General features: G+C 70.9%; 12 protein-coding genes. 5 read left to right on the top strand and 7 right to left on the bottom strand.

Annotated features, from left to right (window positions below; translation table 11 throughout):
• Window positions 1-36 precede the first annotated feature (36 nt).
• The 3 genes from ACN265_RS15450 to ACN265_RS15440 form a co-directional block, all read right to left on the bottom strand.
• Entirely contained in the window at window positions 37-633 is a 597-nt protein-coding gene (locus ACN265_RS15450) for a polysaccharide deacetylase family protein (protein WP_204924436.1), read from the bottom strand.
• An 8-nt stretch (window positions 634-641) separates the two neighbouring features.
• Window positions 642-1,835, bottom strand: coding sequence for an endo-1,4-beta-xylanase (locus ACN265_RS15445; RefSeq protein ID WP_420116212.1), 1,194 nt, complete (start codon window positions 1,833-1,835; stop codon window positions 642-644).
• Between the two features lie 304 nt (window positions 1,836-2,139).
• Complete coding sequence (locus tag ACN265_RS15440; protein ID WP_421408335.1) at window positions 2,140-3,765, bottom strand: glycoside hydrolase family 43 protein; 1,626 nt, start codon at window positions 3,763-3,765, stop codon at window positions 2,140-2,142.
• A gap of 244 nt (window positions 3,766-4,009) precedes the next feature.
• Between ACN265_RS15440 and ACN265_RS15435 the strand changes: the two genes are divergently transcribed.
• From ACN265_RS15435 to ACN265_RS15415, 5 genes are all read left to right on the top strand, one after another.
• Window positions 4,010-5,302 carry an extracellular solute-binding protein gene (locus ACN265_RS15435; protein WP_421408333.1) on the top strand — a complete coding sequence of 431 codons (1,293 nt, stop codon included), beginning with the start codon at window positions 4,010-4,012 and terminating at the stop codon, window positions 5,300-5,302.
• A 55-nt stretch (window positions 5,303-5,357) separates the two neighbouring features.
• Window positions 5,358-6,356: a carbohydrate ABC transporter permease gene (locus ACN265_RS15430; RefSeq protein WP_420116211.1), complete on the top strand. Its 999-nt coding sequence runs from the start codon at window positions 5,358-5,360 to the stop codon at window positions 6,354-6,356.
• A complete protein-coding gene (locus tag ACN265_RS15425; protein WP_204924431.1) occupies window positions 6,353-7,192 on the top strand; it encodes a carbohydrate ABC transporter permease in 840 nt (279 codons plus the stop codon). The genes ACN265_RS15430 and ACN265_RS15425 overlap by 4 nt, the downstream gene beginning before the upstream one ends.
• A 94-nt stretch (window positions 7,193-7,286) precedes the next feature.
• A complete protein-coding gene (locus ACN265_RS15420; protein WP_363793472.1) occupies window positions 7,287-8,273 on the top strand; it encodes a LacI family DNA-binding transcriptional regulator in 987 nt (328 codons plus the stop codon).
• 366 nt (window positions 8,274-8,639) lie between these two features.
• Window positions 8,640-9,380 (top strand): cellulose binding domain-containing protein, encoded by a 741-nt coding sequence (locus tag ACN265_RS15415; RefSeq protein ID WP_421408331.1) that lies wholly within the window; start codon window positions 8,640-8,642, stop codon window positions 9,378-9,380.
• Window positions 9,381-9,509: 129 nt separating this feature from the next.
• On the opposite strand, the gene ACN265_RS15410 is transcribed toward ACN265_RS15415, so the two are convergent.
• From ACN265_RS15410 to ACN265_RS15395, 4 genes are all read right to left on the bottom strand, one after another.
• Window positions 9,510-9,974, bottom strand: coding sequence for a hypothetical protein (locus tag ACN265_RS15410; protein WP_204924428.1), 465 nt, complete (start codon window positions 9,972-9,974; stop codon window positions 9,510-9,512).
• A gap of 64 nt (window positions 9,975-10,038) precedes the next feature.
• The gene (locus tag ACN265_RS15405; RefSeq protein ID WP_204924427.1) at window positions 10,039-11,166 is read right to left on the bottom strand and encodes a glycoside hydrolase family 53 protein; all 1,128 of its coding nucleotides are present in this window, start codon (window positions 11,164-11,166) and stop codon (window positions 10,039-10,041) included.
• 155 nt (window positions 11,167-11,321) lie between these two features.
• Window positions 11,322-13,565 carry a M4 family metallopeptidase gene (locus tag ACN265_RS15400; protein WP_421408328.1) on the bottom strand — a complete coding sequence of 748 codons (2,244 nt, stop codon included), beginning with the start codon at window positions 13,563-13,565 and terminating at the stop codon, window positions 11,322-11,324.
• Window positions 13,566-13,753: 188 nt separating this feature from the next.
• Window positions 13,754-14,593: a PIG-L family deacetylase gene (locus tag ACN265_RS15395; protein WP_204924425.1), complete on the bottom strand. Its 840-nt coding sequence runs from the start codon at window positions 14,591-14,593 to the stop codon at window positions 13,754-13,756.
• Window positions 14,594-14,674: the final 81 nt, after the last annotated feature.

The raw sequence follows: 14,674 nt of genomic DNA, 5'->3' as shown, positions 1-14,674 counted from the left end.
TGCCGGCCCGCTCCGCCGGGGCGGGCCGGCAGCGGGTCAACCGGCCGGCAGGGTGAACCGCCAGCGTCGTGCGCGCAGCACGGGTGCGACCCGGTCGACCGCCGCGACGCTCTGGCTGCGGTCCCCGCCGCCGTCGTGCAGCAGCACCACCGCGCCGGGGGTGACCCCGTCGAGCAGCCGGCGGACGAGTTCGTCGGTGCCCGGCGGCTCCCAGTCCCCGACGGCCAGCCGCCACCCGAGCGGTCGCATGCCCAGTGCGGCGGCCACCGCCGGGGTCGCCCCCCAGGCCCCGTAGGGGGCCCGGAAGTACCGGACCCGGGCCGACGGCACGGCCCGCCGGATGGCCTCGTTGGTCTCCCGCAGGTCCGCCTCGATCCGCTCGGCCGACCAGGTGGTCATGTCGTCGTGGTGCATGCTGTGATTGCCCAGGTGGTGGCCGTCGGCCACGATCCTGCGCACCACCTCGGGGTGGGCCTCGACCTGCCCGCCGCAGAGGAGGAACACGGCCGCGATCCGGTGCCGCCGCAGGACGGTGAGCAGGCGCAGGGTGTCGGCGGGGTTCGGGCCGTCGTCGAAGGTGAGGCTGACCGTCCGCCCGCCGCCCCGGGCCGTGTCGAGGATGTCGGCGCCCACCGGCCGGCCTACCGGCGCGGCTTCGGCGTCGCCCGCATCCGCACGTACGGCGGTCCGGCGTAGATCAGGTCGGCCTTCATCACCTGGTACGCCCGCTTGGGCTGGTAGTTCTCGTCGTAGATGGTGGCCAGGCCCTGCGGCGGGTCGTCGAAGGTGCCGGGCACCCAGGAGTGCCGGTCGGTGAAGCCCCAGACGGTGAACGACAGGCAGCGCGGCTCGGCCAGGCAGGCCTGCAACAGCACGTGGAAGTTCGCCGCGGACGCCTGGAGCCGTGGGTTGATCTCCTCCGAGTCGCCGGCCTGCACCCCGTCGGTCAGCCGGCTGCGCACGTCGACCTCGGTGAACGCGGTGGACAGTCCCAGCCCGGCGAACCGGTGCAGCGCGTCGGCGACCTGGAGGGTGTCGTAGTTGCCGTATTGGGTGCCCAGGTGGCCCTGGCTGCCGACCCCGTCGATCGGCACGCCCCGGGCCAGCAGGCCCTTGACCATGTCGTAGACGAACTGGGTCTTGTCGTTGGCCGGGTCGCCGGAGCCGAACGCCTCGATGTTGTAGTCGTTGTAGAACAACAGGGCGGTCGGGTCGGCGGCGCGCGCCCAGCGGAACGCGTCCGCCACGTAACCGGGGCCGAGGTGCTCGGCCCAGAACCCCTTGTAGTGCAGGGTGGACGGGGTGTCCCAGGGGTCGCTGACGGCCTCGTTGACGACGTCCCACTGCCAGATCTTGCCCCGGTAGCGGCTGGCGACGGTGGTGATGTGCTTGCGCAGGATCGACCGCAGCTCGGTGTTGTCGATGGAGCCGTCGGCCACCCCGTCGGTGAGCCACTTGGGCAGCTGGCTGTGCCACACCAGCACGTGACCCCGGACCTTCTGGCCGTTGCGCCGGGCGGTGGCGACGAGGTCGTCGGCGGCCTTCCAGTCGTAGGTGCCCCGGGTCGGCTCCAGGGATTCCCACTTCATCACGTTCTCGGCGGTGACGGTGGAGAACTCGTCGCGCACGATCTCCCGGTAGCGGGGCTCGGCGGGGTCGGCGAGGGCGGCCATGTCGACCGCGGTGCCGACGTACAGGCCGTGGCGCTGGCCTAGGGCCCGTAGGCTCTGCGCGGTCGGGTCGTACGGCCGTTCGGCGGCGGCCGGTACGGCGTTCAACACACCGGCGGTCGCGACGGCGACCAACCCGGCGGCCATCCACCGTCTGAGCATCATCTGCGTTCCTTTCCCGAGGCGCGTCGACGGGTCGACGGCGGCGAGGTGGGCGGGGCGCGGTGCGGCCACCGATGTGTGCGGGCGACGGCCACACCGAAACCTACCGATAGTCAACTATCGATTTCCGGAAGTCGACTGGAACGTTACGAGCGCAGACCCCGCCGGTCAACCATCGATACTTCCGGAACTCCTGGTCACGCCGCCGGTCGCGCGTCGCAACGTTTCGACACCGACCGGGACCCGGACACGACCACGACCGGCCCCACCGGAGCCGGTCGTGGTGCGGTCGGTCGTGCCGTGCCGGTCAGTGCTCCCGGTAGGTGGCCCGGTCGAAGTCGGCGTACCCGCCGTCGCCGCCGAGATCCTGCACCCAGAGCCCGAGGAACGCCCCGGTGAACCCCCAGGCGGCCGGCTCGCCGTCGATGATCAGCGCGGCGTGCTCGTCGGAGAGGATGGTCGCGTCCAGCTCGACCGGGAGCTGCTGCCAACCGGTGCCCAGGTCGTAGCCGAAGCGCACCACCGGCCCGTCGAACTCGGCGCGCAGGCCGACCCGGGTGACGCCGCCGGTGTCCACGGTCAGTTCCGGGTGGGCGGTGCGCCGGCCGTTGTCGGAGCTGAGCAGCTCCAGCACCGTACGGCCGTCGTCCGCGCGGGTCAGGTAGAGGTGGTGCCAGTTCAGGGTGTTGTAGTAGGCGGTGATCCCGGCGAGCTGACGGTGGTCGACCGGGTCGAACTCGACGACGGTCTCCAGGGCGCACCGGGTCGCGCCGACCCGGCGGGCGACCAGGCTGGGGGCCTGCCGCCCCACCGGTGACTGCCCACCGTGGACCCGCAGGTGCGACGGGCGCGACCGCAGGTCGATCCAGTCCGGGGCGGCCGGCCGGCGCAACGTCGACCACGCCGTGCCCAGCTCGTCGGCGTCGAAGTCGTCCGTGTCGGGTTCCGCCGGCCACGGGTGCGCCGGCAGGTCGGGGGCGTCGACCTCGTCGGCGGGCACCCCGCCGGGAATCCGGGGCCAGCCGCCCGCGGGCCACTCGACCCGCTGGATCGCGGTCTCCCGGCCCAGCACGCAGCTGCCCAGCGGGGAGTAGGGGCGACCGACCAGGTGGGCGAGGTACCACCCGCCGTCGGGGGTGCGGACCAGGCTGCCGTGGCCGGCCTTCTGCAACCGCAGGTCGGGCCGGCCGACCGAGGTCAGCAGCGGGCCGTCCGGGTCCACCTCGTACGGTCCGAACAGTTCGCGGGAGCGGGCCACGGTGACCTGGTGCTCCCAACTCGTGCCGCCCTCCGCGGTGATCAGCCAGTACCAGCCGTCGTGGCGGTAGAGGTGCGGGCCCTCGGTGACCCCGACCGGGGTGCCGGTGAACAGGATGCGGGGCCGGCCGACCAGGCGGCGCGCCTCCCGGTCGTACTGCTGGATCTCGATGCCGCCGAAGCGGTCCCGGCCGGGCCGCCAGTCGGCGCTCATGGCCAGCAGCCAGGTGGTGCCGTCGTCGTCGTGGAACAGCGCGGCGTCGAAGCCGCGCCCGTGCAGCTTCACCGGGTCCGACCAGGGGCCGGTGATGTCGGGCGCGGTGATCAGGAAGTTCTGCGGGTCCCAGTAGCCGCTGGCGAAGCTGGCCACGTCGCTGTAGACGAGGTGGAACTGCCCGTCGTGGTAGGTCAGGTCGGGTGCCCACACACCGTTGGAGTCGCCGCAGCCGCGCAGGTCGAGCAGGCGGCGGTCGGTGATGATCCCGCCGAGCGGTCGCCAGTGCACCAGGTCGCGCGAGTGGTGCAGGCGGACCCCGGGGTACCACTCGAACGTCGAGGTGGCCAGGTAGTAGTCGTCGCCGACTCGCAGGATCGACGGATCCGGGTGGAACCCGGCGAGGACGGGATTGCGGATCGACCGGGCAGCGGTCGCCACTTCAGCGGTGTCGGTCGACACGTGCACTCCTCGGGCAGCTCTCGAAACTTTCGAAATCAGGGCCGTAGTCGGTGAAGCCCTGCACACGCTAGCCGTTTTCGCCGCGATAGGACAGAGGGCTTGACCCGCGTGGAAACAACTCGTAGCGTGCCCGCCATCGATCGGTAATACCGGCGACGCTCTGAAAGTTCCGGAGATACACGTTTCGAAACCCGCCGGCCCGGCCGGCGCCCGAGCACCTCGTGAGTCCCTGAAGGGATGGATCATGACAGCGCACCTCTCCCGCAGATCGCTGCTCGGCCTCGTCGGCGCCGGCGCCGGCGCCTACCTGCTCAGCGGCTGCAGCGACGACGCGTCCGACGACCCAGACGCGCCCCAGACGATCAACTGGTGGCACATCCAGAACACCGAGCCGATGCTGCCGGTCTGGGCGGCGGTGGCCAAGGAGTACCAGAGCGCGCACAGCAACGTGAAGATCGAGATCCAGCCGCTGGAGAACGAGGCGTTCAAGGCCAAGCTGACCACCGCCACCCAGGCTGGCTCCCCGCCCGACCTGTTCCAGTCCTGGGGCGGCGGGGTGCTCAAGCAGCAGGTCGACGCGGGCCTGGTCAAGGACCTCACCGAGACCATCGCCCCGTGGAAGGACGGCCTGCTGCCGCTGTCGCTGGAGCCGTACACCGTGGACGGCAAGATCTACGGGGTGCCGTTCGACATCGGCATGGTCGGCTTCTGGTACAACAAGGACCTCTTCGCCAAGGCGCAGATCGCCGCGCCGCCGGCCACCTGGGCCGAGCTGCTCGACGTGGTCCGCAAGCTCAAGGCTGCCGGGATCACCCCCGTGGCGCTGGCCGGCAAGGACAAGTGGCCGGCCCACTTCTACTGGGCCTACCTGTCCATGCGCATCGGCGGGCTGGGCGCCCTCCAGCAGGCCGCCAAGGACAAGAACTTCGAGACCCCGGACTTCGTGGCCGCCGGCGAGCGGTTCAAGGAGCTGATCGACCTCCAGCCGTTCCAGAAGGGCTTCCTCGGCGCCGAGTACGGCTCCCCGGACGGCCAGGCCGCCACCATGGGCAACGGTGGCGCCGCGCTGGAGCTGATGGGGCAGTGGGCGCCGTCGGTGCAGGCGTCCAGCTCGACCAGCAAGAAGGGGCTCGGCGACAAGCTCGGCTTCTTCCCGTTCCCGGCCGTCGACGGCGGCAAGGGTTCGGCCACCGAGGTCTTCGGCGGTGGCAACGGCTTCGCCGTCGGCAAGGACGCCCCGCCGGCCACCATGGACTTCCTCAAGACCCTGCTCAGCGTCGACGTGCAGCGTCGCAGCACCAAGACCGGCGCGGTGCTGCCGACGGTCAAGGAAGCCACCGACGCCGTCGCCGACCCGAACAACAAGGTCGTCGCGCAGACGCTGGCCGCCGCCACCGGCTTCCAGCTCTACCTGGACCAGGCGTACCCGCCGGCCGTCGGCCAGCAGGTCAACGACAGCGTCGCCGCCCTGGTCGCCGGCAGCAAGTCACCCGCGCAGATCCTCAAGGACATCACCCAGGTGGCGAAGACCCAGTAGGGACGTCCCACCCCCACCGATCACCAGCCGCCGGCGAGAACTGAGTGGAGCAGGCATGACCACGCCATCGATCCTGTCGAATGCGGGACCCGGCGGCCGAGTGACCGAACCGTCGGGGCCGGGGCCGGGCGGCGCACGCCGTACCGGCCGCCGGCCCCGGCCGGGCCGTCGCCGGGCCCTGGCCGTCTTTCTGACCCCGTCCCTGCTGCTGTTCCTGCTGCTGGTGCTGACCCCCATCGTGGTGGCCGGCTACGCCAGCCTCTACAAGTGGAACGGCTTCGGGCTGCCCGAGAACTTCATCGGGCTGGACAACTACACCAGGGCCTTCGGCGACCCGGTGTTCCGGGGTGACCTGTGGCACGGGCTCGTGCTGATCGTGCTCTCCCTGGTCGTCCAGCTGCCGGTCGCGATGGGTCTGGCGATGCTGCTCAACCAGCCGCTGCGGGGACGCGCGATCTACCGGGTGATCTTCTTCGCCCCGTACGTGCTCTCCGAGGTCACCACCGCGGTCCTGTTCAACCTGGTGTTCTCGCCCAACCGGGGGTTCGGTGACGCGATCTCCCGGTTCCTGGGGGCCGACGCGGGGGCGGTCTTCGCCGACCCGGACACCGTCCTGTACGCCGTCTTCCTGGTGGTCTCCTGGAAGTACTTCGGCCTCTACATGATCCTCTTCCTGGCCGCCCGGCAGAGCATCCCCAAGGAACTCGACGAGGCGGCGGTCACCGACGGGGCCAACGCGTGGCAGGCGTTCCGGCTCGTCACCCTGCCGCTGCTCGGGCCGACCATCCGGATCAGCGTGTTCCTGTCGGTCATCGGCACCATCCAGCTCTTCGACATGGTCTGGGTGCTCACCGGCGGCGGGCCGATCCACGCCTCGGAGACCATGGCCGTGACGATGTTCCAGTTCGGCTTCCGCCGCTTCGAGGTCGGCTACGCCAGCGCGATCAGCATCATCATGTTCCTGCTGAGCCTCGTCTTCGCCCTCATCTACCAGCGCATCGTCCTGCGGCGCGACACCGAGGGCGCCCTCACCGTCCAAGGAGACCAGCGATGACCAGCCCGGCGAACCCGGCCCAGCGGGCCCGCCGCCTCCTGCTGCACCTCATCTCCATCGCCGTCGGCGCGCTCATCGTGGTGCCGGTCTGGTTCGGGGTGATCGGCGGGTTCAAGGACAACGGGCAGCTCTCCACCAATCCGCTCGGCCTGCCCGACCCGTGGGTGCCGGGCAACTACGTCGAGATCTTCACCGCCGGGGTGTTCTGGCGCAACGTGGGCAACAGCGTCTTCATCGCCGTGGCCAGCACGTTCGTCGTGGTCGCCGCGGCGGCGATGGCCGCGTTCGTGTTCGCCCGCTTCGCCTTCCGGGGTCGGGAGTTCCTGGTCACCCTCTTCGCTATCGGGCTGATGTTCCCGTTCGCGGTGGCGATCCTGCCGCTGTTCATCCTGCTGCGCGGGATGGGCCTGCTGGACAACCCGCTCGGGGTGATCCTGCCCCAGGCCGCCTTCGGCCTGCCGATCACCATCATCATCCTGCGGCAGTTCTTCCGGACCATTCCCGGCGAGGTCGAGGAGGCGGCGACCCTCGACGGTTGCGGCCCGTTCGGGTTCTTCTGGCGGGTGCTGCTGCCGATGGCCCGGCCCGCCCTGGCCACCGTGTCGGTGCTGGCCCTGGTGAGCAGTTGGAACAACTTCATGCTGCCGCTGGTGGTGTTCACCGACCAGAGCTGGTGGACCCTGCCCCTCGGGGTCCAGGCGTTCCAGGGGCAGTACTCCGACGACACCGCGAAGGTGCTCGCCTACGTCGTGCTGTCGATGATCCCGGCGCTGGGCTTCTACGCCATCGCCGAACGTCAGCTCATCGGTGGGCTCTCCGGCAGCGTCAAGGGGTGACCCCGACCTGCTGCGATAGCCTTCTGCGACCGTAGTTCCCCCGACCGAAAGGGCGACCGTGGGCTCCGAGAACGGCAGGAACGTCACCATCGCGATGATCGCGCGGTTGGCGGGCGTCTCCGTGCCCACGGTCTCCCGGGTGATCAACGGCCGGTCCGACGTCGCCCCGCAGACCCGGGAACGGGTGGAGGAACTGCTCACCCGGCACGGCTACCGTCCCCGCTCGGCGGCGCGACGCACCCAGTCCGCCCTGATCGACCTGGTCTTCAACGACCTCGACAGCCCGTGGGCCGTGGAGATCATCCGTGGGGTGGAGGACGTCGCGCAGGCCAGCGGGGCCGGCACGGTCGTGTCGGCCATCCACCGGCGCACCTCGTCGGCCAAGCAGTGGCTGGACAACATGCGTACCCGCTCCACCGAGGGGGTCATCTTCGTGACCTCGATGGTGGAGCCACCGTTGCAGGCCGAGCTGCGCCGGCTGCGGCTGCCGGTGGTCATCGTCGACCCGGCCGGGGTGGCCCCGCAGGAGGCCCCCACCATCGGCGCCACCAATTGGGCGGGGAGCCTGCGCGCCAACCAGTACCTGCTCGGCCTCGGTCACCGGCGGATCGGCTTCATCGCCGGCCCGCCGCAGCTGATGTGCAGCCGGGCCCGGATGGACGGCTACCGGGCCGCGCTCGACGCCGCCGGCCTCGCCGTCGACGACCGGCTGGTGCGGCCCGGCAACTTCTACCACGAGTCCGGCTACACCGCCGGGATGCACCTGCTGGGCCTGCCCGAACCGCCCACCGCGATCTTCGCCTCCAGCGACCAGATGGCGCTCGGCGTCTACGAGGCGGTCCGCAAGCGCGGCCTGCGGGTGCCTGACGACGTCAGCGTGGTGGGCTTCGACGACCTGCCGGAGGTCCGCTGGTGCTCACCGCCGCTGACCACGATCCGGCAACCACTGGCCGAGATGGGCATGTTGGCCGCCCGTACCGTGCTGCGGCTGGCGAGGGGCGAGACGATCGAGAGTCCGCGCATCGAACTCGCCACCGATCTGGTCGTCCGCGACAGCGCCGCGGCACCGCGTAACCGCTGATCCGACCCGCCCTCGGCGATCGGTCGGACGGCGACGCGCCGCGCCCGTCCGGTGGCACGCAGGCCCCCCGGGCGGGCATTGCATCGACAGTCATCGAATGCCAGACTGTTCTGGCGTCGTCACGCTCGGGAGCCAGCGTGACCACTCGTGCGCCGATCCGTCGGACACGCGGGGCGGCCACGCCACCCCGCGCCGGGCAGTCCGCGACGGTGACCACCGGCCGGTCGCCCCGCCCGTCGGCAGGCCCGTCCGGCACCATCCGGCCCACGGCAGCCATCGGTCGCGCAGAGATCACCCACCCCTCACCGCCCGGCACCCAGGCCCGTCCCGGCCGCCGGTGCCCCCGCAACCCTCTCGGAGGTACGGATGCTCCGCACGCTCGGCGTGGTGCTGGCGACCACGACCCTGACCCTGGCCGGTTGGGCCGGCACACTCACCGGCGCCCAGGCCCAGCCGGCGCTCTCGGCCACCCCCCTTCCCACCCCCACCTACGCGTGCCCCCCGGCGCTGCCGGTCTCCGGGCAGTTCATGTCGGCCAGCGCCACGAGCATCACCGTCCGGTACTCGATGATCATGACCCCGCCGTGCGGCTACAACCCGCCGATGACCCTGGTCCTCTTCGCCAGCCAGGCGGACGCGACGGCCTGGCTGAACCCGGTGGCCTCGGCGGTGTCCGGCCCGGAACGGCAGGGGGAGATCACGGTCACCGGGCTGACCCCGGACAGCGACTACTGGTACCGGTTCAGCGCCGGGGAGAAGCACGACCCGTACGTCATCAACGGTCCGGTCCGGACGCTGCCGGCCGGGTCGGCGTCGTGCCGGGCGACGATCACCGTCGACAACCGCTGGACCGGCGGGTTCGCCGCCACGGTCACCGTGCGCAACACCGCCGAGGAGACGCTCAACGGCTGGCAGGTCACCTGGCGGTGGTTGGGCGACGAGCGCATCTCGGCCCTCTGGAACGGCGTGCTCAGCACCTCGGGTCCCGACGTCACGGTGCGCAACGCCTCGTGGAACGGGACGCTGGCCCCGGGTGGCAGCACGACGTTCGGCATGCTCGTCTGGACCAACGCGCCGGGCCCGCTGACGCTGAACTGCGGCCGGTGACCGTCGGCCGGCAGGCCACGGCCGTGCCGGCGCGCGGGCACGCCGCACGGCACTGAGGCCCACACCGGCGTGTCGCCGCCCACCCGGGTGGCGGCACGCCGTCGGTCCGGCCCACCGCCAGGCGACCCGTCAGGCGGTCAGCGACTGCCTGATCCGCGCGTACTCGGCGGCCATCTCCGGCGTGGCCAGGAAGTCGTCGAGCGCGGCCGAGACCCGGTAGTCGACCTCCTCGACGGAGCGCAGGGCGAGTTCGTGCAGCTCGCCGCGTCGGTGCTCCTCCAGGTAACTGGTCCAGTGTTCGAGGGCCGACAGGGCGATCAGCAGGCCGGGGTCCATGTCGCCGTCGGCGAGGATGCCCTCGTCGATGCGGTCGAGATGGGCGCGCAGCTCGGCCGCGCCGGCCGTGGCGATCCGTTCCCGCGCGGCGGTCAGCGCCGCGGTGGCGTCCTCGTCCAGGTCGTCCGCGCCGGCCTCGTCGATCAGGTCGGCCTCCAGCAGGCGGGTGACCGTCGCCAGCCCGAAGGCGTGCAGGGCGTCCTCGTCGGCCGCGTCGACCAGCTCACGGATGGCCGCTTCACACTCGTCGTATCGCACCGCGCCAGGGTAGTGCCCGGTCGGCGGGCCACCGACGGTGGCCCGCCGACCGGGACGCAAGCCGCTACGGCCGCCAGCGGATGCTCGGGTTCACCTGGCCGGTCCAGTTGAAGACGGCCATGTTGTCCCACTGGTTGCCGGTGCCGTTGATGTTCGCCGGGTCCCACCCGTTGCCGGGCACCGCGTACCAGGTCGGCTCCCAGTAGAAGACGCCGATCGCGCCGGCGTTGCGGGCGGTGTCCTGCACCCAGGAGAACTCGGTGGCCTGGCCGGTCCAGCTCGCCTGGTGCCCCGCACAGGGTTCGGTGCCGTTGATCGCGTTCGGCTCGTTGTCGGCGTTCGCGGCGGTGAACGGGTATGCCGTCTCGGTGAGCACCACCGGCTTGCCGTACCGGGTGCGGACGTCGGTGATGACGTTGTAGAGGTTGGCCAGCGTGCCGTGCCACATGCAGTAGTACGACAGGGCGGTCAGGTCCCACTGCACGCCCTTGGCCCGGATGCCGTCGTAGAACCAGCGGGCGTGGTCCATGCTGTCCGCGTTCGCGGTGTGGATGATCACCTGGGTTCCGCCGTTGCACGCCTTGGTGGCCTGGTAACCGGCCTTGAGCAGCAGGCTGAGGTTGGTGAAGTCGTTGTTGACGACCTTGCCGTCGTTCCACAGCATGCCGACGTTGATCTCGTTGCCGATCTGCACGCTGTCCGGCGTGGTGCCCTGGTTACGCAGGCTGGTGCACACGTCGGAGGTGTAGTTGTAGACGTCGCTCTGGAGCTGGCCGATGCCGTGGTTGGCCCAGGCGGCCGGCTTGTACTGCTTGCCCGGGTCGGCCCAGGTGTCGGAGTAGTGGAAGTCGATCATGAGCTTGAGGCCCTTGGCCTTGACCGTCTTCGCGTACGCCAGCACCTTGGCCTTGTTGTTCCAGCCGCTGGCCGGGTTGTTCCAGACCCGCAGCCGGACGTAGTTGACGCCGACGCCCTTGAGGATGTCGAGCGGGTCGCGGGCGGTGCCGGCGGCGTCGTAGTACCGCGCGCCGAGGTCCAGGCTGCGCTGCACGGAGGAGACGTCCGCGCCGAGCATGGTCAGGGTGTTCGCGGCCGACGCCGACGTCGGCGGGCCGAGCAGGGCGGCGGGCAGGGCGACCGCCGCGAGGAACGCGACGGCCCAGGCCCGCAGGCGGGATCGGTACGGAGTCATCCGGACCTCCTCGGTGGTGGGGTGGTGGGTGACCTGGGGGCGTCGGGACGGCGACACCAATAGACAGGCATGACTATACCGGGGTGGGGTCGGGTCACCGACGTGTGAGCGGGCCACCCGGGAGACCCGGATGGCCCGCCTGCGTCACCGACGCGTCAGAGGTTCAGGCTCCAACTGTTGAGGTAACCGGTGTCCAGGGTCGCCGCGTCCTGCACCCGCAGCCGCCAGGCGCCGTTCGCCACCTCCGAGGAGAGGTTCACGGTGTACGTCTGGTCGATGTTGTCGGTGCTGCCCCCGGAGCGGCTCTGCAGCGTGTACACGCTGCCGTCCGGGGCGATCAGACTGACCACGAGGTCACCGATGTAGGTGTGCACGATGTGCACCTCGACCTTGCTCGTGGTCGACGGGGTCGCGGCGCAGCCGCTGATCACGATGGTGCTCTCCACCGTCGAGTTGTCGGCGATCGGCACGTCGGTGCCGTTGCTGCCGGAGCAGCCCGGCAGCCCGTTCACCGTCACGTTCAGCGTGGTCGTGCGGGCCACCGAGGGGGCGGTGCCCACCACCGTGATCGGTACCGTGCCGCTGCCGGCGGTGGCGGCGGCGGTGACCGTGACGGTGGTCGACCCGCCGGCGGTGACCGACGCGGGGGAGAACGACACGCTCACCCCGGCCGGCAGCGGGCCGGTCGAGAAGGTGACCGTCTCGGCGGTGCCCCGGATGACCGTGGTGGTGACGGTCGCGGTGGCCGAGGTGCCCGGGTCGACGGTCACCGTCGCCGGGGCGACCGCGACGGTGAAGTCGTTGGCGGCGCACGACTCGGTGCCGGTGACGTTCACCGCGGTCCAGGCGGCCATCACGGCCTTGTACTCGGTGCTGCACAGGCCGTACAGGTCGGTGGCGGCCGACAGGGTGTGCATCCGCGCGGTGTTGGTCGGCTGGGCGGTGTTCACGTAGCGGGTGTTCGACACGAAGTACGCGTCCAGCGCCCGGAACCAGATCTTCTCCGCCTTCTCCCGGCCGATCCCGGTCACCGGCGGGGCCGACCCGCACAGCGGCGAGGTGCCGTACGGGGTGACACCGGAGCCCTCGGCCAGGTTGAAGAAGAAGTGGTTGGCCACGCCCGAGGAGTAGTGCACGTCGAGGCTGTTGGTGCTGGTCGACCAGCAGCCGTGCGACGAACCGTCAAGCGTCGGGTTGTACATGTAGCGCAGCGGCGCGCCGGTGCCCCGGATGTCGATCTTCTCGCCGACCTCGTAGTCGCCGGGGTCGACCGGGGTGTTCGCGTAGAACTCCACCATGTTGCCGAAGATGTCGCTGGTGGCCTCGTTCAGGCCGCCGGACTCGCCGGAGTAGGTCAGGCCGCCGGGGACCACGTTCTCGGTGACGCCGTGGGACATCTCGTGGCCGGCGACGTCGAGGGCGACAAGCGGCTTGGCGTTGCCCGCGCCGTCGCCGTAGGTCATCTGCGCGCCGTCCCAGAAGGCGTTGACGTACGCGTTGCCGTAGTGCACCCGGCTCGGCACGCCGGTGCCGTTGCCGAAGATGCCGTTGCGCCCGTGCACCTCGGTGAAGTAGTCGAAGGTCGTCGCCGCGCCGAAGTGGGCGTCGACGGCGGCGGACTGCCGGTTCGAGGCCGCGCCGGTGCCCCACACGTTGTCGGCGTCGGTGAAGGTGGTGCAGGTCGACGTGCCGTTGTTCATGTCGCAGGTACGGCCGTTGCCCCGGGTCGGGTCGATCATGCTGTACGTGGCTCCGGACTGGGTGGTGTCGATCGCGACCGGGCCGGCGTAGATGCTGTTGCCGGTGCCGACGACGGACTCGATCTCGTCGTAGGAGCCGATCCGGGCACCGGTGATCGCGTCGCTGATCACGTGCAGCTTCGAGGGGGTCTGCCCGTCGGGCGCCCAGCCGGTGACCACCGTCTCCCAGGCCAGCCGGCCGGTGCCGCTGCTGGCGTCGACGAACAGCTCCGCCGCGCCGGTGCCGGTGATCCGCCCGGAGAACGCGGTGGTCGCCGCCTTGCTGGCCTTGGCGGCGCTGACCTTCGGGGTCGTGGCGAGGCTCAGCGGCGCGGCCAGGCCGACCGAGCTGCCGGCGTAGTCACCGTCGGCCCCGGTGCGGATGACGACGTCCCCGCCGTAGACGCGGAGCCCGTCGTAGGTGCGGGTGTAGCGGACCGCGCCCCGGCCCTGGGCGTCGCGCCTGCTGCTGTGCACGGCGTAGCGGTCCTTCGCCGACGACCTGACGTCGCGGGAGTGCTCCTTGAGCGCGGTGTCGGCGGCGGCGACCAGCGATGGTCCCGAGGCGGCGGGCGGAGCGGCGGACGCGCTCGTGGTGGTGACCACGAGACCACTGCCGACCAGCATGGTGACGCCGGCCAGCGCTAGGGCTGATCTCAAACTGACCTCCCCGATCCGAGATGCTTTCGCATCTTTCGATGACGCGATCATCGTCGGCCGTGGAGAGTCTGTGAAGATGGATGTCGATGGATAACCATACCGAGTTGTCCATCTGTCCAAGGCGATGACCGCCGGGGTGTTCCGTCCCGGTTACGGCTGGAACACCCCGGCAACATTCGCCGGGCCGGTCAGCGCAGGCCGGCGAACAGGTCGTCCTCCGGCAGGGCCGCCCCGGTGGTGTCGCGGACCCGGACGAAGGTCTCCCGGCCCATCAGCTCGACGAACCGGTCCCGGCCCATCCGCAGGAAGAAGATGTTCTCGGTCTGGCTGGCGTGGGCGGCCAGCGCGTCGAACTTCTGCGCGCCGTAGCTGCTGGTGTCCACCCAGGTGGTGATCTCGTCGTCGGGCAGGCCGAGCTGCGGGCCCGGCCCGTCCGCTCCCGGCGTCTCCTCCGGCTCGGCCCACTCGACGCCCAGCTCCTTCATCACCCGGCCGAACTCCGCGAACGCCGTGTGCGGCACGGTGGTCCAGTAGACCTTCGCCGGGACGTCGGTCATCTCGACGGCGGCCATGGTGATCCGATGGGCCTGGATGTGGTCCGGGTGACCGTAGAAGCCGTTCTCGTCGTAGGTGACCACCACGTCCGGCCGGTACCGGCGGATCAGCTCCGCCAGCCGCTGCGCCGCCTCCGTCACCGGCGTGTTCCAGAACGCTCCGGGCAGGTCGTTGGTCGACCAGCCCATCATGCCGGAGTCGGCGTAACCGAGCGTCTCCAGGTGACTGACCTTCAACGCCGCGCAGCTGGCCTCCAGCTCGGCCTGCCGCATCGCCACCACGGCGGCCGGGTCGTGCCCCGGGTCGCCCGGCTTGACCCCGCCGGGGCCGTCACCGCAACCACCGTCGGTGCAGGTCACCAGCACCGTCGTGATGCCCTCCGCCGCATACCGGGCCAACACGCCACCGGTGCTCGTCGCCTCGTCGTCGGGGTGCGCGTGCACCGCCATCAGGGTCAGACCTCGTTCCGCCATGCCCTCACCCTAGGCGGCCCGACCGACAACGGTGCGTACCGGCCCGGTGGGGGAGCCGGCCGTCGGCGCCCGCCGGTCCCG

It is taken from the genome of Micromonospora sp. WMMD730 (assembly GCF_049178955.1).
In the GTDB taxonomy this organism is placed as follows: domain Bacteria; phylum Actinomycetota; class Actinomycetes; order Mycobacteriales; family Micromonosporaceae; genus Micromonospora; species Micromonospora wenchangensis.
This window is presented reverse-complemented; position numbering and strand designations above follow the sequence as displayed.